This window comes from Natrinema caseinilyticum (assembly GCF_024227435.1).
Taxonomy (GTDB): domain Archaea; phylum Halobacteriota; class Halobacteria; order Halobacteriales; family Natrialbaceae; genus Natrinema; species Natrinema caseinilyticum.
Map to the genome: position 1 here is coordinate 2,046,174 of NZ_CP100445.1, position 22,754 is coordinate 2,068,927.

A 22,754-nucleotide genomic window follows, 5' to 3' on the forward strand; every position below is an offset into this window, starting at 1 on the left:
AGCCTGAACGTGTAACGCGACGGCGGAACGTCGGTCGAATGGAAACTGTCGTAGATGGTTCGTCACAGCACGTGGCTGGTGATGTTCGTCGTCGTCACGCTGATCGGTGCCACCGCGGCCTACGGCGTTCTCGCAGTGGGTCGGCCGCAGGTCGAATCGGTCGACAACGAGTGGGGGATCGTCACGACCGAACGGACCGAAGTCGAAACGCGGATCGCCGTCGACGATCCCCTGTTGCTCCGTCTCGGCGATTCTGCGGCGGACGTATCGTATACGGTTTCGATGAACGATATCGAGGTCGCGACGGAGCGGGAAAATCGCGTCCAACTCGGCGGCAACGATAGTACCGTCAGCCTCTCGACGTGGCTGGACAACGACGATATCCCGGCCTGGTGGGCCTCTCACGTCAACAGAAACGAGACGACGACGGTCCGAGTCGACCCCGAGGTCGGCATCACCTATGCCGGACTCCGACTCCCGGCAACGGGGTTGACCCGGACACGAACCGTTCGGACGAATCTACTCGAGCCCCTGCGGACGAACGAGAGCCGACAGGTTCGGGCCGGCGGTCGGACGGTGTTCGTCGTCGACGAGACGGCCGCGCAGTGGGCCAGGGCCACGGTCGACCGGTCGCCGATCGACGCGTCGGCGACGGTCACGAACCCGACGTCGGTTCCGGTGCCGGTCACCGAGATCGGGTACACGGTTCGGCTGAACGGTATCGTCGTCGGTCAGGGCGTCGCCGCCCGACGAACGGTGATTCCACCGGGCAGTACACGAACGCTCGATGCGAACGCGACGATCGACACTTCCAGGCTCGACGAGTGGTGGATTACACACGTCCGGAACGACGAAACGTCGACGCTGTCGGTCGAGTTCGACGCGACCCTCGAGTACGGCGGCGTGACGCGGACGCTCCCGCTCGACGTTCTCTCGTACGAGCGGACGTTCGAGACGGATCTGCTCGGCGACGAGACCGACGAGACGGGGGATTCGTCTCGAAACCGGGAGTCGACTCGGAACCGATCCCGGACCGCACGGGACGAGCCGCCGTTCGGCCGGAGACGTCCCGCGTAGCCACGCGGGTACGGTTTCACGTCACCTCACAGAAACAGTGCGAGGGAGGGATCGGCGATCACCAGGTACGAAGCGAACGCGATGGCAGGGTGCCACAGCGAACGCGTCCGTTCGAACCCGGTCCCGGCAGCGGCCGCGACGACCGTGATGCCGAGGACCGAAGAGACGAATATCAGCGAATAGGACTGGATCGCGGCCACACAGAGCAGCGGAAGCGCGACGGCGGTGCCGCCGAACGAAGCCGCCACGACGGGTGTCAGTTCGATCCCGAGCGACCGCGTATACCGTCGCGAGCGTTCCCCCGATGAGCGTCGCGTAGACCACCGACCCACCGACCAGCGGACCCAGCTCCGCGACCCGATCGGACATCGGCTCGAGGGATCTCAGCGCCTGTCCCTGCAGGAACAGCGATGCGAACAACAGCAAAAATGCGAGCCCGTACTCTCGCATCCCGGGCCGATCGGGAACGATACCAGACCATCGGAGGGGCTGATTGGCCATACATATTCAAGTACTCTAAAAATGTGATAACATTACTATTTTATGGAGAAAAATATAATAGCTCGATAGTTTCCCAGAAGAATCGGACGAACAGACACACCCTCTCGAGACGAGAGGGTGGCCCGATACTCGAGCTATTTCGTCCTCGACGGCGAAGGACCGATCATGACCGAATTCCGCGGCGCCTGGACCGAGGACGAAGTCGAGACGTTCCTCCGGGAGACGACCGTTCCGATCCGGATCGCCACCAACCGGCCCGACGGGTCGCTGTGGCTCGTCGCGCTGTGGTATCGCTACCGCGACGGGGTGTTCGAGTGTGCGACCGGGGCGAACGCGACCCTGGTCCGATTTCTCCGCCGTGACCCCGGAATCGCGTTCGAGGTTTCGACGAACGACGTCCCCTACCGCGGAATCAGGGGCAGCGGGACTGCCGCGGTGACGGCCGATCGCGACAAGGCCGTTCTCCGGGCTCTCATCGAGCGCTATCTCAACGGGACGGATACCCCGCTGGCCCGGTGGTTACTCGGCGACGACCGGGAAGAGGTTCGCATCGAGATCGAACCGCGAGAGATCTACAGCTGGGATTACGCCAGTCGGATGGGCGCGGCCTCGAGCGAACCGAACGCGTAGCGGTGGGAGAGCGCCAGATGCTCGAGACCGGGTCCCTGTCCCCGACAGGACGGACTCCAGCGAATCGTGACAGCGACGCCGTTACGCTCTCGGAGACGGCTCGGCGTGTTCCATCCGCTCGGCCCGGCGCTTGATACCCCGGAGCATTCCCCGCTCCATGACGAAGTGGGCGGGTTCCCAGAAAAGGTAGTTCGCCACCCGCTGGAGCGCCGGAACCGACGCGAACGGACCGATCGTGGATCGCCGCGGGTTCGAGCGCATGCGGGCCAGCAGCCGCGTCGTCCCTTCGTCGACCGACTCGAGGACGAACGCCCACGTCCAGGCCGGCGACTCGCCCGGCGGTCTGAGGACGAGCGCGCGCCCGGACTCGAGCAGGGCGACTTCCGGCGCCGATTCGGGCGAACTGCCGGGATAGTCCTCGGGTGCTAACCTGACGATGTCACCCTCCACCAGGTCCTGATACTCCGGAACGATTCGATCCGCGTTGTGGATGTCGGCACCGACCGCGTTCTCGAGCCAGTCGTAGCTGTAAAAGCCGCCTCGGTCCTGTCCGAGCTGGACGAGCCACGGCCAGACCGCCTCGGCGGACGCGTCGATCTCGATGGCGTGGGTCACCTGATCCGTCGCGTCCGGAAGGAGGTCGTCGCCCGGAAGCGCCGCCCTGGCTTCCCCGTCGGTGGTCCCCCAGCGGCGGTGCAAGGGTCGGAGGACGAAGTGATACGTCCCGGCGAGGACCAGGGCGACTGCCGCACCGAGACGTCGGCGGAACGCACTCGACCGGCCCCCGACCCGATCACGTTCCCGCTTCGACGACCGGCGCGTGATCGCCTCGGCGTCGGCCGCGATCCGCTCGAGCGCGCGGGACATCACGTACCCCGCGAAGGGGCCGACGAGCCGCCAGTACCACCGGAAGTTTCTGCGGGCGCGCTCGCTCGTCGTCGCCGTGCGCGCATCGTACGTCAGAAGCGTCCGTCGCTCGCCGTACGGTCGAACGGAGAGGCCGATCGCGAGTTTCGCGTATCCCGGCTCGTCGAACGCCGCGAACTCCTCGGGACCCACGCGGCGCCACTCGATAGCGGGCCGCCAGAGCGTCCCGACGGCGCCGAAGACGAACTCCTCGCCCGGCCGGTCTGCGAGTCGCGTCCACTCCTCGGTCTCGGTCACGTCGGCGAATCGCAGCCGCTCGAGCGGCGGGGTCGCCGGATTCCCGCCGAGCGAGCGCGAGAGGGTCGTCGGAACGTCCCGCAGTCGGGAAAGCGCACGCACGAGCGGTCCGGTGTCGGTCAGGTCGGCCGCGAGCATCGCGTCGTACGTCGTCTCGGGATCGGCCTCGACGACGACGTGGCGAACGACCGTCCGGTCGCAGTCGGGCAGGTACCGGTCGATGAGCATCGACGAGTCGTTTCCGACCGGGCCCCTGCTCGCAAACGGATGTCGCATCGGGTCTCTCGACGACGGCCACGGTAAAAGAAGGGAGGCGCCGCACGTGCCGGTTCGACGGCTCGTTCGCGGGAGCCGACTCGGGTCGGCTGCTCACTCTCGAGAGTCGAACTCCTGGTAGATGACGTGGCCGCACGCCTTGCAGTGGGACGCATCCGAGTCGTGATACGACAGGCCGCAGTTCGGACAGGTGACGGCGACCTTCCCCCGGTGGCTCCACTCGCGGACGATCTTGCTCGCCTGCCACGGGATGACGATGATGCCCGCGAGGATCGCGGCTACCGTGACCCACCGCCCGCCGGCCGTCACCGGGACGACGTCCCCGAATCCGACGGTCGACAGCGCCACCACGACGTAGTAGAACGCGTCGCCGAACGTGTCGACCGCGGGATTGGCCGCGTGTTCCGCGCTGTAAAACAGTCCCGCGGAGACGAAAAAGAGGACCAGGACCGTCAACAACAGTTTCAGTGCGCGCAAGGCGTTGTCCGAAATCGTCCCGAAAAAGAACTCCGCGTCCTGCGTAAAGCGGTAGAACCGAAGGACGCGAACGACCCGGATCACGCGGAGGAATCCCACGCTAGCGACCGTCGCCGCCCCCGGCCAGACGACCACGAGCAGCGTCGGCAGGATCGCGATCAGATCGATCGCGGAGTAGACGTTGAGCGCCTCCGCGAGACGGTTTTCGGCGCCGTAGAGCCGCAGGACGTACTCCAGCAGAAACACCACGGCGATGGCGACCTCGGCGTTCCACAGGACGGTTCTGACGGACGAAGAGAGCGGATACGTCTCCGCGACCAGGATGGCGACGAAGACGAGGTTCAGTCCCAACAGCGCGATGTCGATCCCCTTTCCCAGCCACGTGCGGTGGTCCAGCAGGTAGAAGCGAACGAGCGCTCGAGTATCGCGACTCCGGAGCGACGGGTCGGCCGGCATTCGACAGCAACACTTCGGGATCGAAATACGTAGACCCTCGGATCCGACAGAGAACGGTCCGTTCGACGACGAGAGGGACCGCGGTCCGAGAGAAGCGATCCGGACAGCCACGACGGCTTCGAAACGGCAATGTCACGGTGGCAGCGACCGATTTCGGCGCGGTCGGGACTCACGAACGCTCGGCAGCAGCGGCGGCGTCTAACAGCCGAGCGACCGTCGGGTCTTCGTCGATCAACACGACCACGCCGTCGCTGTATTCGACGAGGCCGTTCGCGCGCAGCGGCGGGAGCGCGAGGTGATGCAGGTTGGTGACGGCCCGCTCGAGTGCGTCGGTCGGGACTTCGTCGGGGTCACAGTCGAGTTTCCTGGCTGCGACGTGACGGGCGAGTGCGCTCCGCTGGACGGCGGCGTCTACTCGTCGGAGGTAATCGAGGACGTGGCGTCGGGTGGGATCCGCCAGGAGCGAGAACGCCTCGTCGGTGGAAAGCGACGAGTTACCGCCGTCGGCGCAGAGAGACGGGGCACCACCGTCGGTGGGACGGTCGGCGGAGACGGTCTGCGTCGAACGCGTCCGCAACGTGCTCGGCCGATTTCGCGTCATCTTATGGTCCCACGACGGTACAAAAACTAAGGCCCGCGGCTTGCGGTCGCGAGACGAGTCTCACTCGTCCGACGGCTGGCGGTCCGCGGGCGACTCGATGACGATCCGACCCTCGGTAACCGTTACGTCGTATTCGTGGATGCGAATCGTGACGCTCCCCGTCGAATCGCCGTTCGTCTCGGCGGCCTCGACCGCGTCGACCAGCAGATCGAGGTCGACGCTCGCTTAAATCCATAGCCAGCGACTGCAGCCGAGCCCGATCGACCTTCGTTTTCGAACGCAACTCGACCCGCGCCGTGCGATCGGCACCGTCGCGTTCGGACCGTCCGTCTCGAGATCGGTTCCGTTCGGTGCAATCGTCGCTCCGGCCCGGTCGCGGTCCCCTCGCCGTTCGAGGCGGTCGACACGCCGGAGCGTCGCCTGGGACTCGGGACTCGTCGATCCGGATGCGACCCGCTGGGTACGGAACGAGCACACGGCTCTGGAGGTCGATAGCCGAGACTCCGCGGGACCGAAATCGGCGTCGAGGGGTCCCGCGGGACACCGCGGGCGTTCGGTACACGCGCCGACCGCGGGAGGGGGACCGGTGGTCCCGGGCCCCGAGAGCGATTCCGAAGCCGGCCGGACCGGTCGGCCCAACCGGCGGCGACTGGGTACCGGTGCCAGCGGCCTCAGTTGCTCAGATAGCCGAGCGACTCGAGGCGGCTCTCGACTTCGTCCTGGTCGACGGCGTCGTAGTTCGCGTCCTCGCCATCCGAGACCGCAGCCAGTACCTCCTCGACGACGAACTCGATGTAGGCGCTCGCGTCCTCGAAATCGGTGTACGCGAGACGCTGTTCGACGTCGTCGACGAGGCTGGACGGGAGTTCGACGGTGGCGACGTCTTCCGTCGCGATATCGGAGTGTGACATAGGGGACAGAACCCCGTACTAGCGTAAAAAGGCCGTTATCGTTTACACGATTCACGCACACGGCAGTCGTGCTTACCATCTTAATAATAACGCTCACTCTCGAACTCTGGTCGGCCTATGCCCGACGGCAAGAGCGTGGTCCTCGTTACGATCGACAGTTTCCGTACCGACTACTGCGGCGTTGCTGCGGACGAACGCGACACGATGCCCACGCTCGCGTCCTACGCGGAAGACGGGTTGGTGTTCGAAAACGCGATCGCGCCAGGTGCCGCGACGTTCGAATCGGCGACGTCCTTTCTGACCGGGATGGACCCCGTCGAACGACCGGGCGCGGACCGCGGGAGTCGCGAGGAGATGAAAAAGCACGTCCGCAAACACATGACCGCGCGGCGGAGCATCGCCGAGGAATTCTCCGAGCGGGGATACGAGACGGCCGCGTTTACCGCGAACCCCTGGACCTCGCGGTACTTCGGCTTCGACGCGGGGTTCGATCACTTCGAGGACTTCATGGAAGAAGACGCCTCGAGGGGCCTCCTCGAAGGGGGCGAACAGAAGAGTACCGTCGGGAAGCTGGTAATGAACGCCGCCAACTGGTGGCAAGGCCAGGACATGTTCATGTCCTGGGAGGCGCTCGCGGACGAAATTACTGAGTGGACGGCCGACGCAGACGAGCCGTATTTCCTGTGGGTCTTTCTCGTCGACAGTCACTTGCCTTACCTCCCGCCGGCACAGTACCGGACGCAATCCCGACTGAAAACCTACCCCGCGAACATGGGCCTGTTTCTCGGCCGGGACCTCCCGTTCGAATCCGTGCTCCACGACGTGTTGACGACGGCCTACGAGAACACCCTGAAGTATACGGACGAGTTCCTCTCCCATCTCACCGAAGCGGTCGGCGAGGACCCGCTGTTCGTCGTCCACGGCGATCACGGCGAGGCCTTCGGTGAACACGGCATGTACGGCCACGGCAGGCAACTGTACGACCCGATCGTGAACGTCCCGCTCGTCGTCCGCAACGGGCCGTCGGGGCACATCGAGGAGCCGTTCTCCCTCCGTCGGCTGCCGGCCCTGTTGACAGGCCTCGCACGCGGTGACGAGACGGTTCCGGACCGACTCACCGAGCCCTACGTGTTCTCCTCGACGCGCATGCCGAACGTCTCCGTCCGCGGGAAAGACTGGAAATACATCTGGTCGCCGGACGAGCGCGAGCTATACGACCTCACCGACGGCGAGGACACCGAACTCGACAACGACGACCTCCGTGCGGCCGGACAGGACCTCGTCGAGTTCTGGCAGGGGTCCCAGTCCGAGAAGGAACGCGTCATCGCCGCCGCGGCCGATCTCGCAGAAAGCGGCCTCGTGTAGCCGCTCGACCAGTCAGCGTCGGAACGAACCCGCTGAACGGCGGTCCGGTGGTCGGAGACGGCGCTCGCTGGGAGCGTTCGCGGTCGGGCCTGCGCTTGCGGGAGCTACCGAGAACGAACCGCGTGGTGGACGCCGGGACGGAGCCACGACGGGACGATACGATGAATTCTCGAGTGGGACGTCCGTCAGTGCCAAGACCGGCCGCGGAACCGACGGTCGACGCTGCGTGGACGCCTGTGTGCGAGGTCGACACCCCCGCGTCGGAGACCTGCCCGCGTTACTCGTCGGCCGCGTCCGCCGGCGGTGCGGGCAGCCGACAGCCGCAGGGCCAGGCAAACGGCCCGAGGTCTCTCGAGTCGAAGCGGAACGCGATGGCGATAGCGCGGCCGCAGCCGGGACAGGGACCGAGGAGTGACTCGTCGGCGGTCATCGTCGGCGATAGTGCTGGTAGCCCCGAGGTCGGTGTGGTGACGGTGGGACGCGACCGTGGCGTGACGGCGGTTCGCGGCCGTGCAGTCGCTCGAGGGACGTGCCGCAGGCGAAGCTAATCGGGTACGAACGCTGTGCGTGGCGTGCGAGACTTTTATGTCTCGGTAGACAGTATGGAATCATGCTTGCAAACCGCGTGGGTTTGGAAGCGCACTCGGGTGTTAGAGCACCCGGGTCTTTCGTGCGGACCCCGTGGAGCTGTGCTTCCACTTCGTGAGACGACAGCACAATACTTATAATTATTGGAATTAGGTGTGAGATATACCGAGTGGGGCGACGGAGGGACGTCCGAACTCGTTCGAACCACCAGTGCGGCAGTCCCGACAGAACGGGGGACTACTGATCAGAATTTCGTGGTAGCCTCGAAGCCCGATAGGGGTTCGGGAATCGACGGGCACGGCCTCACGACTCGAGATTGATCCGCCTCAGTACGTCTCGACATCGACACCGAGGGCGTCGAAGTGCTCGACATTCGGCCGTGGTTCGTCAATTCCGTTCTCTCGTGACCTGTGTCCGTTTCGGCACAGCGGGTGCCCATCTGATCGTGGCACTGATTTCCGTCGTACAGACGGCGATCGACAAGTCCGGCAACCTCGAGGTGTTTTGCCGACGCGTGCTCGAGGGCTTCCCCGCGGGACTGGCAGAGGAATCGACCGTCGGGTACACCTGTTCGCCCTCGAACCAGTAGAGAGGGGCGCGTCCTCCGTCACCCGTAGACATAAGTCATCGACTACGGTTCTCTCCGTCGATGAGACAGGAATTCGAGACCATCCAGTGGTCGTTCGACGAATCGCGCGGCGTCGGCCGGATCGTGCTCGATCGACCGGACTCGCTGAACGCGCTCTCGGGGACGATCAGGCGAGAGATCATCGAGGGCTTCGCCGAGTTCGAGCGCCTCGACGAAGCGGCGGACGGCGTCGCGGTCCGTGCCGTCGTCGTCTCGGGAGCGGGGGACGCGTTCTGTGCGGGCGCGGACGTAACCGAGTTCGCCGAGGGCACCGAACTCACGCACCCCGAACTGGTCTACGAGGCACCGAGCGAGTTCGCCGGTCCCGTGGTCGCCGAGATCGACGGGTACTGTCTGGGCGGCGGACTCGTGTTCGCACTGCACTGCGATATCCGACTCGCGAGCGAGCGCAGCGAGTTCGGCCTGCCGGAGGTCGATCTCGGAATACCGGCCATCGGGGGTGGGCTCGGTGCGTTGCGAGCCACGGTCGGGCCGGGGCGCGCCAAACGCCTCGCCGTAACCGGCGAGCGGGTCGACGCCGAGCAGGCAGCAACCGACGGGATCGTCGACGAGGTGTACTCCCGGGAGACGCTCTCTGCGGCGGTCGACGAACTCGTCGACACCATCGCCTCGAAACCGCCGCTCGCCGTCCGGTCGTCGCTCGACATCGTCGACGCCTACAGGAGCGCCCCGCCCGAGCAGTTCGAACGACGAGAGTCCCAGCGACTCCGAGAGTCCGAAGACTACCGCGAGGCCGTCGCCGCCTTCCGGGAAGATCGCGAGCCGGAGTTCACCGGCCAGTGAGACTGCCGGACGCCCCCGAATCGGTCCGTCAAGCGGTACGAGTACTCGAGCCATCCCGGATAGTCGGCTGTCGAGGCCACTCTCAGTCAGTGCGACTCGAGTTCGACTCCGAGCGCCTCGAACTCGGCACCGGTAGCGGGGAGGACGGTTCGTCGCCGTGATCCGCCATCACGGCGCCCATCGACGTGATTTACCGATGTTCGACCAGTTCATCCCCGAAAATGTCTGGGCAGAAAGCTGGCCTCGGCACTCATAGGGCTCGTCACCACCGGGTGCCGAGTCCGGTTCGGAGCAGGTGCGTCGTCATCGGCCAGGCGAGACTACGCGGGTCGCTTCAATGACGGTTTGGGTTCCCGTCGAATCCCGGTCGGTACTCGAATCTCTCGACCCGCCGACCACAGGAATCCCTCGAGAGCGACCACAATCTCAAAAACGCACTCGAGAAAACTCCTTACGCCGCTTCGTCCGAGTTGCCGGTCGCAAAGGCCGCGTTCCACTCGTCGATCAGGTTCTCGAGTCGGGCCCGGTTCCGGTGTGAGAACGTCTGTGGAGCGCGGTCGGTCGCAGTCCGCGTGTCCTCGGCGACGGACCTTGAGGGGGTCGTTCGCGTTCGTGTCTGCGTTCGATTCGGCGTCGGTTCGGGTTCGGGTTGGGAGAGGTGTTGTGTGCTCATGTCGGTCGGGTGGTGGAGATCGTCGAAAATCGGTACTCGTCGTCGGCGACGGACTCAGGCTACTACGTGTACGACCGACATCTCTACTCACCCCGTTCCCGCCCCATAGTAATAAAAGTTCATGATGTATATCGCCTCCTGGGACTATTTCATGAAAGGAACTACCACGGTCACGGCTGGCACGATTCAGGGCGGTCGACCCCTCTGACTACAGCGGCCGCCCCATCTGATCACAGCGACCGTCCCGTCCGATCACCGGCGAACCGGGCGGTCAGAACGGCGAACTATCGATAGTTTGAGAAACCGTCCCTGCGTCTCCCCCGCATAACAGGATGGCGAGCGATGATCGAGACGGCGCGGCCGACGTCGACGTCAGCTTCGTGGTGCCCGCGCGAAACGAGGGCGACTACCTCGAGGCGACCCTCGCGAGCATCGCGGCGCTTGACACCGACTACGCGTTCGAGGTGATCGTCGTCGACGGCGACTCCCGCGACGAGACCGTCGCGATCGCCCGCGACTACGGCGCGACGGTCTGCCAGGAAGGCGGCTCGAGCATCGCGGCGGCGCGGAACCTCGGCGCCGACCGCGCGAGCGGGGAGTGGCTCGCTTTCGTCGACGCGGACACGCGAGTCCGGCCGACCTACCTGACCGAGCTGCTCGGCTTCGTCGAAGCCAACGGGCTCGCGGCCGCGAGTTCCCACTGTCGGATCACCGGCCCGCTGCGTGCCAAACTGATGGAGGCGACGATCAATCACGTCTTCTCGCGGCTCGAACGCCCCGTCCTGCCGGGGTTCAACTGCTTCGTCCACCGGCACGCCTTCGCGGAGAGCGGCGGCTTTCCCGCGGTGGCGAACGAAGATACGGCGTTCAGCCGGTCGCTCTCGAGGGGGCTGCCGACGGCGTACTGTCCGTCAGTGCTGGTCGAGAGTTCCGGCCGCCGGATCGCCGAGTCCGGGCTCACCGGAACGCTGTGGCACTACGCGCGACTGGACGTCGAACGCCTTCGGGCCGTCGGGTGAACGCCGAGGCTCGAGTGGCACCGGGCGGTCGAGCGATGGAGCGATGGAGCGGCGGATCGGCGGAGCCATCGGCCCCGGCATACCAGCCTCTTTTCGTACTCGCCGTCGACGGTGGGACCGTGTCGACCCTTCCAACGGAGGCGGAACGGCTGCTCGAGAGCGAGCCGGTGATGGCCCACCTGGGGACCTGCGTCGAGGGACGCCCTCACGTCGCGCCGGTCTGGTACCGATACGCGGACGGGACCGTCGAGATCGTCACGACGGGTCGGAAGCTGGCGAACATCAGGCGGAACCCGCGCGTGTCCCTGTCGATTCAGAAGGACGACGCGGGCCGAACCCGCTGGATGGTGTCCCTGCTGGGGACGGCCGCGGTGATCGAAGACGAAGCCGAGACGACCGCGGCCCGCCGTCGGATCAACGAGAAGTACGGTGCCGGTCCCGACGCCTACGCCGACAACACGCTGGTTCGGATCGACGTCGGCTCGGCGACGTACCGGACGTACTGACGTCATTTCGGTACCGACGTCGGGTCGGTCCGGTTGAGGCACCGTCCGGAGTCAGCGTCGAAAGAGAGTCCCAGGGAGTTCTCCGAACCCGCCACCATCGTAGCGGGACGCGGCCCACCCGGCGTTCGTCGCCCCATCGACGTCGGCGTCGCTGTCTCCGACCAGTCCGTGCCGATCCGCCGGGAGTCGGTCCTCGAGCAGCCGATACGGTGGCGCATCCGGCTTGTGCGCACCCACCTCGTAGGAGGCGACGACGGCGTCGAAGTACGTCTCGAGGCCGTGTGCCCGGAGCTTCGCCAGTTGCCAGTCGCGGACGCCGTTCGTGAGTACGCCGAGGGCGTACGTCTCGGCCAACCGATCGAGATCCTCGTGCGCGTTCCGCGGCGGCGACAGCGACTCGATCTCGCGTTCGAGGAGGGCGTTCGCGTACGGTTCGGGATCGGCGCAGTCGTCGATTCGAGCGAACGCCCGCCGAACCGGGTCCGGTTCGAGTGCCGAAAACTGTTCGAAGAACGCCTCGTCGTACGCTGTGAGCCACTCCTGGGGTGCATCTCCCCGGACGTCGGCGATTGCGTCGGCAAGGACGTCACGGTAGTCTCGACTCGTGCGAAGCAACGTTCCATCGAGATCGAACACGATCGCCGTCATGGCGGGACGTTCTCGACCGCATGTGAAAAACGACGGTATCGAGCCGGATCACTCGTCACCCACCGTTCGATCCGCGACGACTCTCCGCGCGAGTCGCGACGAAAGGCCGGTTCTCGCGAAGCGATCCGTCACACCCGCTCCTGGTACCCGTTCCTGGCCGGACGCTCGCTCTCCCGAGCGCTCGTTATCCCTCGAGTCGCTCGCGCGCGGCCGCGACCACGAGCGGGAGCGTGATCGTCGCGTCTGCGTAGACGGAGACGTTCTCGGCGTTCTTCTCGAGTTTGCCCCACGAGCGGGCTTCGTCGAGGGTCGCGCCAGAGAGGCCGCCGGTCTGTTTGGGGTCCATCGTCAGCTGGACGGCGTAGTCGTAGGCGCCGGGGGTGACGAGCATCGTCTGGAGGGTGAAGTTCTTGGGTACGCCGCCGCCGACGACGAACGCGCCGGCCTCGTCGGCGTCGAACGCGATGTCGGTCAGCGGCGTCATGTCGGCCAGCGCGTCCAGCGAGAACGCGGAGGTCTGGGAGTACATCCACGCCTGGAGCCCGAGGACGGAGTCCTGGACGGCGGGACAGTAGATCGGCACGTCGTTCTCGTACGCGGCGGCGGCGATGCCGGGGTTCTCGTCGACGTCCTCGCGCACGTTGATTTCGGCGTTGGCCCGCCCGAGTTCTTCGGTGAGCCGCTGAATGGAGACCGCCCCCTCTTCCTCGCAGTCCGCCTCGAGGACCGGAAAGACCTCCTCGCGGAGGTGGGATTCGAAGGTCGCGAAGAATTCCTGGGGAAGGTAGACGTTGTAGATGCGGTCGACGCCCTCGTCGCGCAGCGTCTCGTCGTGTTCGCGTTCGGTCTTGCCTTCCGCGTGGACCTCGCCGTGGTGGTGTTTGCCGCCGATTGCCTCGATGGCGTCGTGAGTGAGGTTCGCCCCGGTCGTAACGAGGACGTCGATGTAGCCGTCGCGGATCAGGTCGGCGACGATCGCCCGCATTCCCGTCGGTACCATCGCACCCGCCAGGCTGAAGAAGACGGTCACGTCGTCGTCGAACATCGCCTCCGTCACGTCGACCGCCTCGTGGAGGGTCGCCGCACCGACCCCAGCGTTGCCGTACTCGTCCGCGAGGTCGCCGACCGTCATGCCCGCGCGGACCTCGGCGTGACCGATCGGGTCGTGCGAAAACGTGTGGCGCTCGGGCTCGTGGTGGTCTACTCCCCCGTCGTCGCCGTGATTTGGCTCCTCGCTCCCGTGATCGTGTTCCTCGCCGTCGGTACCGTGGTCCTCGCCGTCGGTATCGCGTTTCTCGCTCCCGCTATCGGAGTCGTCGCTCATGTCCTCGGCTCCGCGAGCCACCGGTTTGAACGTCGCGGTCTCGCTTCTCCAGCCCGTCCCGTCGCCGTGCCGAGCGCCGGTACCTACCGTCCTCGACGCAACCACCAGACCGGAATCGGACAGGAGACGGCGCCCGCGCTCGAGGCAGCAGCGATCCGCTCGTCGCCCGCGAACAGATCGACGCAGACGGTCCCGTCGCCGCCGGCTGCGATGAAACAGCGCGTCCCGTTCGCGGGCACGCGCAGTTCGTTGCGGTCGTCTTCGCCGCCGATGCAGGCGGTTGCACTCCGTTCGGTCCCCGTCGTTTCGCCGGCGGAAGTGGTGGACGCGGTCGTCTCACCCGCGGCGCTCCCGGACGCGGCGTCGACGATTCCGCCGAAGAACTCCTCCTGACACGCATCGTACGCCGGATTGTCGGCCGAGATATCGCCGCCGTAGGGGACGACCGGGGTCCCCTCACGGAACGCATCGGTCCGCTTGATAATCGAGTTCTCGGGAATGTCGGCTACCTCGGCGATGTTGAATGTCGCACACCCGTCGACGGGCCCGAACTCCCAGAAGACGTTGCCGATGCCGCTCTCGGTGTCGAACGTCGCGTCGACCATCACCTCGGCGAAGTCGCCGACGACGCGGATCGTCTGGCAATCCAGGTACTCGATACGCTCGTCTCCGGTGACGGTCTGCCACTCGAGGTGGGCCGCTCGATCGGAGTCGTTTTCGACGCAGAACAGCGCGGCCCCGTGCTCCGTATCGGCACAGACCGCTTCGAGGTCGATCTGTGCGGGGTCGACTGTCGTCGAGTCCTGACGGGCGGACTCGTTTTCGGCACTGACACTCGAGACGCCGACGATGCCCCCGCCGACGACGGCTCCGGCGGTAGAGAGCGCCCGAAGGCAGTCTCGTCGAGTCTGTGAATCGTTCGTTGTCATGGCTGGGGCCCGGAATCGGATCCGGGCGTCGACAGACAGTCAGCGAACGACGACTATTGTTATCGGCCGACTGTCCGTCGGCCACGACTGTCGGAGGCGATTGACGTGACTGAAACGATCGGTCGAACGCGCGTAAACGACCCTCTACTCGCTCACTTCGCCTCGCCCCTCCTCGCTCTCTTCTCCCGAGCGCTTCGCGCCCGTTCGAACGGGCAGAGGGCCGCCGGTCCTCTCGACTCGAGGCCAGGGCTCCACCTCGAATTCCGCTGCCCGACCCCACCGGCGGGCTCGGCGACCGATTCAGCCCGTCGGGCTGAGCACCGCTACAGTCCGGTCGGAACCTCGAGATAAGTCGTCTCGAGACCCCACTTCTCGACCACGTCCTGGACCGAGCGCACGCCGAAGGTCTCGGTGGCGTAATGACCCCCGAGGACGACGGTGAGACCGGCCTCCCGTGCTTCGTGGTAGACCTGCTGTTTGCTCTCGCCGGTCACCAGGACGTCCGCATCCGTCGCGACGGCCTCGTCGAGCCAGTCGGTCCCGCTGCCGGTGACGATCGCCACGTCTTCGATCTCGTCGGGACCGAACGCGAGCAGCCGAACGGACTGGCCGCCGGTCTCGAGGGACGATGCGAGGCGCTCGCGCAACTCATCGGGTGTGAACGGTTCGGGCGTCGACCCGCGCTGTCCGACGTACTCGGGACCGAGTTCGCCGAAGGGGGATCGGTCTTCGAGTTCGAGCAGGTCGGCGACGCCGGCGGCGTTGCCGAGTTCCTGGTGGCCGTCCAACGGAAGGTGAGAGACGTACAGCGCGACGTCGTTCTCGATCAGCGGCGCGATCCGGTCGTACGTTCGGCCCGTGACGCGGTCGAAACCGTCCCAGAAAAGCCCGTGGTGAACGACGAGTAGATCCGCGTCGGCCTCGATCGCGCGCTCGGCCGTCTCGCGAACGCCGTCGACGGCGAACGCGACGCGCTCGACCGTGGCCTCGTCCGGACCGACCTGCAAGCCGTTGGCGCTGGCGTCGATGTCGGCGTAGTCGGCGGTTCGCAGTCTCTGGTCGAGTCGGTCGACGACGCTCGAGAGTTTCATACCGACTCGTTCGGGAAGAGTCTCCTTGTAGTCGGGTGGTTTCGACCGTCGCGGCGACAGACGGTCACGGCTACTCGCGGAACCGCATCTCGGGTTCGGAACGCAACGCGAAATCGAAAACCGACGGTCGAATCCGCCGCCTATCGCGCTAGATCAGGTAGAACAGCGGGAAGAGGAACACCCAGACGATGTCGACGAAGTGCCAGTAGAGCCCGAAGTACTCGACCGGGCGGTCGTCCTCGAGGTAGGCGTCGACGGTCACGACCCGGTAGATCATGAACAGGGCGATCAACAGCCCGAGGATGACGTGCAGCGCGTGCAGGCCCGTCGTCACGAAGTACATCGAGTACTCGAGGTCGGTGAACCAGTAGATGTCGTGTGCGAACTCCTGGCTCCACTCGAAGCCCTTGACGGAGAGGAACGTGAGCCCGAGCAACACCGTCGCACCCATCGACGCCAGTAGCCCGCGTCTGTTCCCGCGTTCGGCCATCACCAGCGCCAGGACGACCGTGAAACTCGAAGTGATGAGAACGTAGGTGTTGACCAGACCGACGAACGCCGAGGGCGGCACGGTCTCGACCTCGCCCCAGCCGGTGTGAAGCCGCATGAAGATGTACGCGCCGATGACGGCGCCGAAGACGACGACGTCCGACGCCAGGAAGAACCAGACGCCGGTTTTCGTCGTCCCGACCCCCTCGAACGGCCAGCGCTCGGCGATCGCCATCTCGGGTGCGTGAAACCGTTCGCGTCCGTACTGGAACAGCGTGTACCCGAGGATACCGACGCCGAGGATCGAGACGACGGGGTAGAGGATGTTAGGGCCACCCGGCGGCTGGGACCCGGCGAACTCCAGCCCGCGATTCGTGGCGAAGGCGGCGACCCAGGACGTCATTCCCGACAGCCCGAGGAACGTGACGAACATCCCGAACCCGATTCCGAACGGCCAGATACTCGCGTGATCTTCGTGGCCCGCCTCGAGGGCATCGACGTGGTTGGCTCGCTCGTGGGTCGCAGCACCACCGTCGGTCGCAGTCGAGGACCGGTCGTCGACGAACTCGAGCGATCCGCTGGCGTAGCTGGGCCGGTCAGGCCAGTTCCCGAGCGGGGGCGGTGAGGTCGTCGCCCACTCGGCCGTTCGGGAGAACTGCCACGGATTGTCGGGTGCGTCGGGGCCGTCCACGAGGCTCTTTGCGAGCGTGACGAACACGAGGAGGAACCCGAGTGCGAGGACGAAGGCCCCGATCGTCGCGGCCTGGTGGTACAGTTGCGTTCCCTCGAAGTAATTGAAAACGCGCCGCGGCGTCTCCCAGGCGAGGAACATCGGGAAGTAAAGCAGGTTGAACCCGACGAAGTAGACGGCGAAGCTGAGTTTCCCGAGCGTCTCGGAGTACATCTTGCCGGTGATCTTGGGCCACCAGTAGTAGAGGCCGCCGATCAGCGCCGTGACGCCCGAGACCATCACGTAGTGGAAGTGGGCGACGACCCAGTAGGTGCCCCGGAACTCGTAGTCGAGGACGACGGCACCCAGGAAGACGCCCGTAATCCCGCCCAGGATGAACAGCAAGAGCGCGCCGAGGTTGAAGAGAAACGGTGTCGTGAATCGGACGCGTCCCTTGACCATCGTGTAGATCAGCGAGAAGACCATCAGGTCGAACGGCAGCGAGATCCCGATCGTCGTCGCCATGAACAGCGTCTTGATCTCGAGGTTGATCGTCGTCAGGAACATGTGGTGCATCCAGACGAGGAACGACTGGACCGCGACGAGGACCATCGCGATGATGACCCACTTGCGGCCGACGAGTCGGCGGCCGCAAAAGGTCTGGAACGCCTCGAAGATGATCCCGAGCGCGGGGAAGAAGACGATGTACACCTCCGGATGGCCGAAGAACCAGAACAGGTGCCCCCACAGGAGGCTCGCCCCCTCTCCCGTCGAGGAGTAGTACTGGGTGAGCAGGATGCGATCGGTGAGCATGAGAATCAGGGCGGCAAGCAGCGCCGCGAAGGCGAACAGCATCATCCAGACCGTCAGCAGCGTCCCCCACGTGAACAACGGCATGTTCCAGGTCCCCATCCCCTCCGCGCGGCAGGTGTGGATCGTCGTCAGGAAATTCACCGACCCGAGCGTGACCGACATGACGAACAGGGTCAAAGCGAGGATGGTCGTATTTCCGCCCATCGTCAGCGTGTAGCCGGGGTTGTAGATCGGCACGTTCAGCGGGGCGTACATGTACCAGCCGTTCGCCCACGACGTCCCCTGAAAGAACGACAGCAGGACGAGGATCCCCGAAAACAGGTAAAACCAGTAACTCAGGGCGTTCAGACGGGGAAACGCCAGATCCTTCGCACCGATCTGTAACGGCACGACGTAGTTTGCGAGGCCGAATCCGAACGGCGAGATGAACCAGAACACCATCAGCAGTCCGTGGATCGAAACCGCCTGATTGTATTCGGTGTTCGTGAGGAATCCGGTTCCGCCGGCTTCCCACAGTTGAATGCGAAAGAGCAAGGCGAGAACGCCGCCGGCGACGAGCAGGAAAAGCGAGGTCACCAGATAGAGGATCCCGATGTCCTTGTGATTCGTCGTGACTAGCCACCGCTTGACGGTCCGGCGCGGCGGAAAATCACTCATCCGGGTCCACCTCGCTGTCGAAATTCAGACGAGAGTCGAAGTCGGCGACCGGTACTGTCGAATCGGCGGGGTCCTCAGACCGACAGTCGAGACGTCTCCTCGAGTGAACGACGGAAAGCATAATCAACAGATGTTGTCCACGATTCGCCGTATCAAGGTGTCCGGTGCGTTTGCAGGGGATACTTGACGTGCGTGAGTCGATCAGGACCCGGTTCCGCGGATTCGAAGCCGTCAGTGGCCCGCGAGGGCCCGATAGCGGGCGCTCCGCGTCCGGTCGCTATCGCTCGCTCGAGTATCCACTCAGTCCGGGATAGTCGGCGACGATGCCGTCGACGCCCGCCGCGGCGAGTTCGTCGAACTGGATCCAGTTCGTCGCCGTCCAGACGTTGACCGTCCGCCCCTCCGCGTGTGCCGTCTCGAGGACGTCTCGCTCGAGTCCCGAACCCGAGACCCCTGCGTAGTCCGTCCCGGCCAGTTCCGTCCCTTCGATCGCGTTTCGTGGCGGATGGATCGCCTCGCAGTCGTAGCGACGCGCGATCGACAGGCCGGCCTCGAGGTCGTCCCAGATCAGCGGGGCGGCGGGATAGTCTGCGGTCTCGCGCAGCGCCGCGATCGCACCCTCGCAGAACGACGAAAAGAGGAGGTCCCCACCGAATGTCCTGCAGTCGGTGACGACCCGTTCGACGAACGATTGCCAGACGTCACGGCGTCGATCGCGTTCGGCCGGCGAAAGCGATTCACCGACCCGCAGGTCCCGGCGTCCCGGATTCTTCAGTTCGACGTTCACGCCGATCGTCTCGGGGACGGCCGCGAGCAGATCCGCCAGCGACGGGATGGTCGCCTCGGTGCCGAGGACGCGCGCCTCCTCTATATCTGCGAGCGGCGTCTCCCAGACGAGGCCGGTCGCGTCCGTCAACGGGCGGCCGTCGCGGGTCCCCTCGAGGCGCTCGTCGTGGACGACGACCGGCGTCCCGCACGCCGCCGGCTGAACGTCGATCTCGAGCATCGCGGTCTCGTCGTGTTCGGCCGCGCGTTCGACGGCTTCGATCGTGTTCTCGGGCGCGGTCCCTGCGTATCCGCGGTGGGCGATGACGGCGGGCCGTGTCATACCGGATCGACGGGTGGCCGGGTAATGGAAGCTGTGGCGCGGCGTTCGTGTCGCCGTGGCACGTCCCGGCCCGTCTTTGATCCGTTCGCTCGACGGACACCCGCTATGACCGAGACCACGCTCGCGGACGCCGAACGCGCGCTCGCTCGGGCGACCGACCTCGAGACCGAAGACGCCGTCGCGGTGTTGCGAACGGCCCGACGGAACTCCGGGACGAACGAGACGACCCCGACGTCGACGATGTGCGACGAGAAGAACTCGAGACTCGACTCGAGCAGCGCATTCGGGCGGTGACCGAACGCGACGCGTACGACGGCGGGCTCGGATCCGCGATGAACCCGACGGAGGAGGACGCACCGTAGGAGTCGCGACCGGGGCACCGAAGCGGTCGAAATCGAGGCGCCGGTGCGGGGGGAGTGCGGATCGAACGCCCCGGAGGAGGGTCCGTCTCGTCCGAGGTGTGTCCGAGAATCCGGCGAGATCGACCGACGTTCGGCCCTTTTATCCGGTTGCCCTCCAGAGAGATTCGTATGCGAATTGCACTACTGGGCGGCACCGGCGATATCGGCGAAGGACTCGCACTGCGATTTGCCCGGGATACGGACCACGAAATCCTCATCGGCTCGAGAGACCCCGAGAAGGCGCGCGATGCGGTCGCAGAGTACGAAAACGAACTCGCGGACCGCGGTGCCGAAGCCGACGTCAAAGGCTTCGCCAACGAGATGGCGGCCGACCGGGCCGACGTCGTCGTCTTGAGCGTCCCGCCGTACTACGTCGGTGACACCGTCGAAGGGGTCGCGGACAGCCTCGACTCGGACACGGTGCTCGTCACGCCTGCCGTCGGCATGCAAGGCGACGAAGACGGGCTGCACTACCACCCGCCGAGTGCCGGAAGCGTCACCGAACTCGTCGCCCAGCGGGCCCCCGACGAGGTTCCCGTCGTCGGCGCGTTCCACAACCTGGCCGCCGACGCGCTGGCGAACCTCGACAACGAACTCGACCTCGATACGCTGGTCGTCGCCGACGACGAAGCCGCCGGCGACACCGTCCGGACGCTCGCAAACGAGATTGTCGGCCTGCGCGCGCTCGAGGCCGGTCCCCTCGCGAACGCCGCAGAAGTCGAGAGCGTCACGCCGCTGGTCATCAACATCGCGAAGTACAACGAGGACATGCACGACGTCGGCGTGAAGTGGATCTAGGCGACGATTCGTGCTTCGAGAAGCGACGGCACGGGACGCGAGCGAGCGCGGCCGCTCGTCGGACGGAAAACGGAGAGAACTGGCGGATCGTTTCCCTACGCGCCGGCGGATTCGAGGGCGTCTTCGATGTCGTCGCGCTGGGTGACGCCGACGAAGCGTTCGACGATGCCGTCGTCGTTTTCGATAATGAGCGTCGGCAGCGAGCGAACCTGATACTCGTTGGCGATGTCTTGCTGTTCGTCGACGTTGACTTTCTCGACTTCGAATCGGCCTTCCCAGTCGTCCTCGATGTCCTCGAGGATCGGATCCTGAGTCTTGCACGGGCCACACCAGTCCGCGTAGAAGTCCTTGAGAGTGACAGTCATGCGGTCAGCGTTAGTTACGCCGCGGCGCGCATAAGGGTTTCCCACGGCCACCGCATTGCCGTCATCGGCGACGACGCCGGTCGAAAGGTTTAGTTCGGGGGCGTCGTAGAAATGGGTATGGATAAAGGACAGAACACCGGCGGACTGATGTCCAGTGCTGGCCTCGTCCGGTACTTCGACTCGGAGGACTCGAACGCGATCCGTATCGACCCCAAAACGGTCATCGCGTTCGGCGTCATGCTGGGCGTGCTCGTCCAGTTGCTGACGTTCGTCTCGTGATACGGACGGTCGTCGCGTAACGCGACTCGCTCGAGACCCTTTTATTCGGCCCGCCGCCGGCCGTGCCATCGTCGCCTCGAGGGGCGCCGCCGCTCTGGCTCGACGTGGCTCCACTCGGACCGATAGTAGCAGGCGCGCCGGATCGACGATAACTGTCGAGCGGATTCGATCGATCGGCGGGCCGGTCGTGGGACTGGCGTTCTGGACCGACGAGTCATCGCTGCGAGTCGCGGAGTATGAGCGGCTCTATCGCGAGCGTTCGCTTTGCGATCGTGACGATTCGGAGGACGTACGCCGTGAACAACAGAAACGGCACGAGCGTGATGGTAAACGCGAGGCCGATCGCCCACGTCATGTTCGTCACGCCGAACGTACTTCCGGGGAAGGTACCCGCGTCGACGACCGTGAGCATGATGCCGGCGACGACCAGCGCCGGGACCGCCGCGTAGAGGATCATCTGCGAGAGCGATACGAGCGCCCACTCGAAGTACAGCGTCTTGACGTGTTCCCGCGCCGGGCCGAACAGGCTCAGGGCGGTCTTCAGGTCGTCGAACAGTTCCATCTCGTCGGGAGAGAGGTCGTTTTCGTACTCGTTCGCGATTCGTTCGACCTGGAAGATTTTCCACCCGTAGTTGAAATTGAGGGCGGCGAACAGCACGTCGAACGTCCCGAACGACGCGCCCGCGAGCTGCTCGCGGACGGTTTCGGAGTTTCCGACGAGGCTGTCGGTGAACTCGTCGATTTCCCCGCGGAGTTGCTCGTTTTCGTTCTCGGAGAGATCCTCCCGGATCGTCTCGGCGCGACGCTGAGCGACGACGAGGATTTCGCGGAGGAACGTCGACGGATCGGCCGGACTGGGCGATCCGATCAACTCCTCGGTGTAATCCCGGAAGTCCATCGAGTTCTCCATTCGAGCCCGCTGTTCGCCGAGCGGCCCGTTCTCCTGAGAGAGGACGAGCTGGCCGATCGTGACCACGAGCGTGGTGCCGGTGATGATGGCGCCGATCATCGTCGAGAACATCGTCTCGATCGTGTCGCCGGAGCGGAGTTGGGGCATCAACGGCTCCGGGAGAAAGGTAACGGCCGCCACGAAGCCGACGAACACGAAAAGTGCCAGGAACGCGGTCACCTGAAGACGGTTCGCGCCGAGGAGGAGCCAGATTTTGAGTCGGCTCTCGCCCGCGCGCTCGCGCATCGTGTTCGCCGTCCCGATGTCGGAAGACGCGTCAGTGCCGTTGTTCACGTCCATTCACTCCTCGCTGGCACCGTCGACGGTCTCGGCCGGACGTTTGAAAACGAGGAACTTCGTCCCGCCACCCGTATAGTCGATCGTTTCGACGAGTTCCCAGCCGTCTTCGCCGTGATCGTTCAACTGCGTTTCCGGGTCCTCGGCCTCTTTTTTCGTTTCGCCACGAGACGGTCTAACGGTCTTGTATTCCCATCGACGCGCACTGACTCGGCTCACGGTCACGGTACGTCTTCGATCGCACTAAACGTAGGGGACCA

At 65.3% G+C, this 22,754-nt stretch carries 25 protein-coding genes; 10 read left to right on the top strand and 15 right to left on the bottom strand.

Annotation, left to right across the window (positions count from 1 at the left end; all coding sequences use genetic code 11):
- Positions 1-54: 54 nt before the first annotated feature.
- Positions 55-1,077 carry an LEA/WHy family protein gene (locus NJT13_RS10030; RefSeq protein ID WP_254521435.1) on the top strand — a complete coding sequence of 341 codons (1,023 nt, stop codon included), beginning with the start codon at positions 55-57 and terminating at the stop codon, positions 1,075-1,077.
- 26 nt (positions 1,078-1,103) lie between these two features.
- Here the strand turns inward: NJT13_RS10030 and NJT13_RS10035 are convergent, their stop codons facing one another.
- Positions 1,104-1,325, bottom strand: coding sequence for a hypothetical protein (locus NJT13_RS10035; protein WP_254521436.1), 222 nt, complete (start codon positions 1,323-1,325; stop codon positions 1,104-1,106).
- 418 nt (positions 1,326-1,743) lie between these two features.
- Between NJT13_RS10035 and NJT13_RS10040 the strand changes: the two genes are divergently transcribed.
- Positions 1,744-2,208, top strand: a complete 465-nt coding sequence (locus NJT13_RS10040) for a pyridoxamine 5'-phosphate oxidase family protein (protein WP_254525442.1) — start codon at positions 1,744-1,746, stop codon at positions 2,206-2,208.
- An 81-nt stretch (positions 2,209-2,289) separates the two neighbouring features.
- Here the strand turns inward: NJT13_RS10040 and NJT13_RS10045 are convergent, their stop codons facing one another.
- From NJT13_RS10045 to NJT13_RS10060, 4 genes are all read right to left on the bottom strand, one after another.
- Positions 2,290-3,648: a hypothetical protein gene (locus tag NJT13_RS10045; RefSeq protein ID WP_254521437.1), complete on the bottom strand. Its 1,359-nt coding sequence runs from the start codon at positions 3,646-3,648 to the stop codon at positions 2,290-2,292.
- 93 nt (positions 3,649-3,741) lie between these two features.
- A complete protein-coding gene (locus tag NJT13_RS10050) occupies positions 3,742-4,581 on the bottom strand; it encodes an ion transporter (RefSeq protein WP_254521438.1) in 840 nt (279 codons plus the stop codon).
- A gap of 169 nt (positions 4,582-4,750) precedes the next feature.
- The gene (locus NJT13_RS10055; protein WP_254521439.1) at positions 4,751-5,182 is read right to left on the bottom strand and encodes a DUF7344 domain-containing protein; all 432 of its coding nucleotides are present in this window, start codon (positions 5,180-5,182) and stop codon (positions 4,751-4,753) included.
- Positions 5,183-5,853: 671 nt separating this feature from the next.
- Positions 5,854-6,093, bottom strand: a complete 240-nt coding sequence (locus NJT13_RS10060; RefSeq protein ID WP_254521440.1) for a hypothetical protein — start codon at positions 6,091-6,093, stop codon at positions 5,854-5,856.
- A 117-nt stretch (positions 6,094-6,210) separates the two neighbouring features.
- Here NJT13_RS10060 and NJT13_RS10065 point away from each other — a divergent pair, with 117 nt between their 5' ends.
- From NJT13_RS10065 to NJT13_RS10075, 3 genes are all read left to right on the top strand, one after another.
- Positions 6,211-7,458 carry a sulfatase family protein gene (locus NJT13_RS10065; protein WP_254521441.1) on the top strand — a complete coding sequence of 416 codons (1,248 nt, stop codon included), beginning with the start codon at positions 6,211-6,213 and terminating at the stop codon, positions 7,456-7,458.
- A gap of 1,033 nt (positions 7,459-8,491) precedes the next feature.
- Positions 8,492-8,635: a hypothetical protein gene (locus NJT13_RS10070; RefSeq protein WP_254521442.1), complete on the top strand. Its 144-nt coding sequence runs from the start codon at positions 8,492-8,494 to the stop codon at positions 8,633-8,635.
- A gap of 60 nt (positions 8,636-8,695) precedes the next feature.
- Entirely contained in the window at positions 8,696-9,478 is a 783-nt protein-coding gene (locus tag NJT13_RS10075) for an enoyl-CoA hydratase/isomerase family protein (RefSeq protein ID WP_254521443.1), read from the top strand.
- 451 nt (positions 9,479-9,929) lie between these two features.
- Here the strand turns inward: NJT13_RS10075 and NJT13_RS10080 are convergent, their stop codons facing one another.
- The gene (locus tag NJT13_RS10080) at positions 9,930-10,151 is read right to left on the bottom strand and encodes a hypothetical protein (RefSeq protein ID WP_254521444.1); all 222 of its coding nucleotides are present in this window, start codon (positions 10,149-10,151) and stop codon (positions 9,930-9,932) included.
- 332 nt (positions 10,152-10,483) lie between these two features.
- On the opposite strand from NJT13_RS10080, the gene NJT13_RS10085 reads away from it, so the two are divergent.
- Both NJT13_RS10085 and NJT13_RS10090 read left to right on the top strand, forming a co-directional pair.
- Positions 10,484-11,170, top strand: coding sequence for a glycosyltransferase family 2 protein (locus NJT13_RS10085; protein WP_254521445.1), 687 nt, complete (start codon positions 10,484-10,486; stop codon positions 11,168-11,170).
- A gap of 119 nt (positions 11,171-11,289) precedes the next feature.
- Complete coding sequence (locus NJT13_RS10090; protein ID WP_254521446.1) at positions 11,290-11,676, top strand: pyridoxamine 5'-phosphate oxidase family protein; 387 nt, start codon at positions 11,290-11,292, stop codon at positions 11,674-11,676.
- Between the two features lie 51 nt (positions 11,677-11,727).
- On the opposite strand, the gene NJT13_RS10095 is transcribed toward NJT13_RS10090, so the two are convergent.
- From NJT13_RS10095 to NJT13_RS10120, 6 genes are all read right to left on the bottom strand, one after another.
- Positions 11,728-12,324, bottom strand: a complete 597-nt coding sequence (locus NJT13_RS10095) for an HAD family hydrolase (protein ID WP_254521447.1) — start codon at positions 12,322-12,324, stop codon at positions 11,728-11,730.
- 184 nt (positions 12,325-12,508) lie between these two features.
- Positions 12,509-13,648, bottom strand: a complete 1,140-nt coding sequence (locus NJT13_RS10100; RefSeq protein ID WP_254521448.1) for a deoxyhypusine synthase — start codon at positions 13,646-13,648, stop codon at positions 12,509-12,511.
- 83 nt (positions 13,649-13,731) lie between these two features.
- Positions 13,732-14,577 carry a hypothetical protein gene (locus NJT13_RS10105; protein ID WP_254521449.1) on the bottom strand — a complete coding sequence of 282 codons (846 nt, stop codon included), beginning with the start codon at positions 14,575-14,577 and terminating at the stop codon, positions 13,732-13,734.
- Between the two features lie 323 nt (positions 14,578-14,900).
- Positions 14,901-15,668 carry a Nif3-like dinuclear metal center hexameric protein gene (locus NJT13_RS10110; RefSeq protein WP_254521451.1) on the bottom strand — a complete coding sequence of 256 codons (768 nt, stop codon included), beginning with the start codon at positions 15,666-15,668 and terminating at the stop codon, positions 14,901-14,903.
- A gap of 148 nt (positions 15,669-15,816) precedes the next feature.
- Positions 15,817-18,297 carry a cbb3-type cytochrome c oxidase subunit I gene (locus NJT13_RS10115; protein WP_254521452.1) on the bottom strand — a complete coding sequence of 827 codons (2,481 nt, stop codon included), beginning with the start codon at positions 18,295-18,297 and terminating at the stop codon, positions 15,817-15,819.
- Between the two features lie 277 nt (positions 18,298-18,574).
- A complete protein-coding gene (locus NJT13_RS10120; RefSeq protein WP_254521453.1) occupies positions 18,575-19,405 on the bottom strand; it encodes a glycerophosphodiester phosphodiesterase in 831 nt (276 codons plus the stop codon).
- Positions 19,406-19,510: 105 nt separating this feature from the next.
- On the opposite strand from NJT13_RS10120, the gene NJT13_RS10125 reads away from it, so the two are divergent.
- Positions 19,511-19,699, top strand: a complete 189-nt coding sequence (locus NJT13_RS10125; RefSeq protein ID WP_425499748.1) for a hypothetical protein — start codon at positions 19,511-19,513, stop codon at positions 19,697-19,699.
- 236 nt (positions 19,700-19,935) lie between these two features.
- Positions 19,936-20,604: an NADPH-dependent F420 reductase gene (npdG, locus tag NJT13_RS10130; protein ID WP_254521454.1), complete on the top strand. Its 669-nt coding sequence runs from the start codon at positions 19,936-19,938 to the stop codon at positions 20,602-20,604.
- Positions 20,605-20,699: 95 nt separating this feature from the next.
- Here npdG and NJT13_RS10135 read toward each other — a convergent pair whose 3' ends face one another.
- Entirely contained in the window at positions 20,700-20,969 is a 270-nt protein-coding gene (locus NJT13_RS10135) for a thioredoxin family protein (RefSeq protein WP_254521455.1), read from the bottom strand.
- Between the two features lie 117 nt (positions 20,970-21,086).
- Here NJT13_RS10135 and NJT13_RS10140 point away from each other — a divergent pair, with 117 nt between their 5' ends.
- Positions 21,087-21,248: a preprotein translocase subunit Sec61beta gene (locus NJT13_RS10140; protein WP_097379553.1), complete on the top strand. Its 162-nt coding sequence runs from the start codon at positions 21,087-21,089 to the stop codon at positions 21,246-21,248.
- A 214-nt stretch (positions 21,249-21,462) separates the two neighbouring features.
- Here the strand turns inward: NJT13_RS10140 and NJT13_RS10145 are convergent, their stop codons facing one another.
- Complete coding sequence (locus tag NJT13_RS10145; RefSeq protein WP_254521456.1) at positions 21,463-22,497, bottom strand: DUF7972 family membrane protein; 1,035 nt, start codon at positions 22,495-22,497, stop codon at positions 21,463-21,465.
- A complete protein-coding gene (sp36, locus tag NJT13_RS10150; RefSeq protein ID WP_254521457.1) occupies positions 22,498-22,713 on the bottom strand; it encodes a Sp36 family protein in 216 nt (71 codons plus the stop codon). It abuts the gene before it with no gap.
- Positions 22,714-22,754 lie beyond the last annotated feature (41 nt).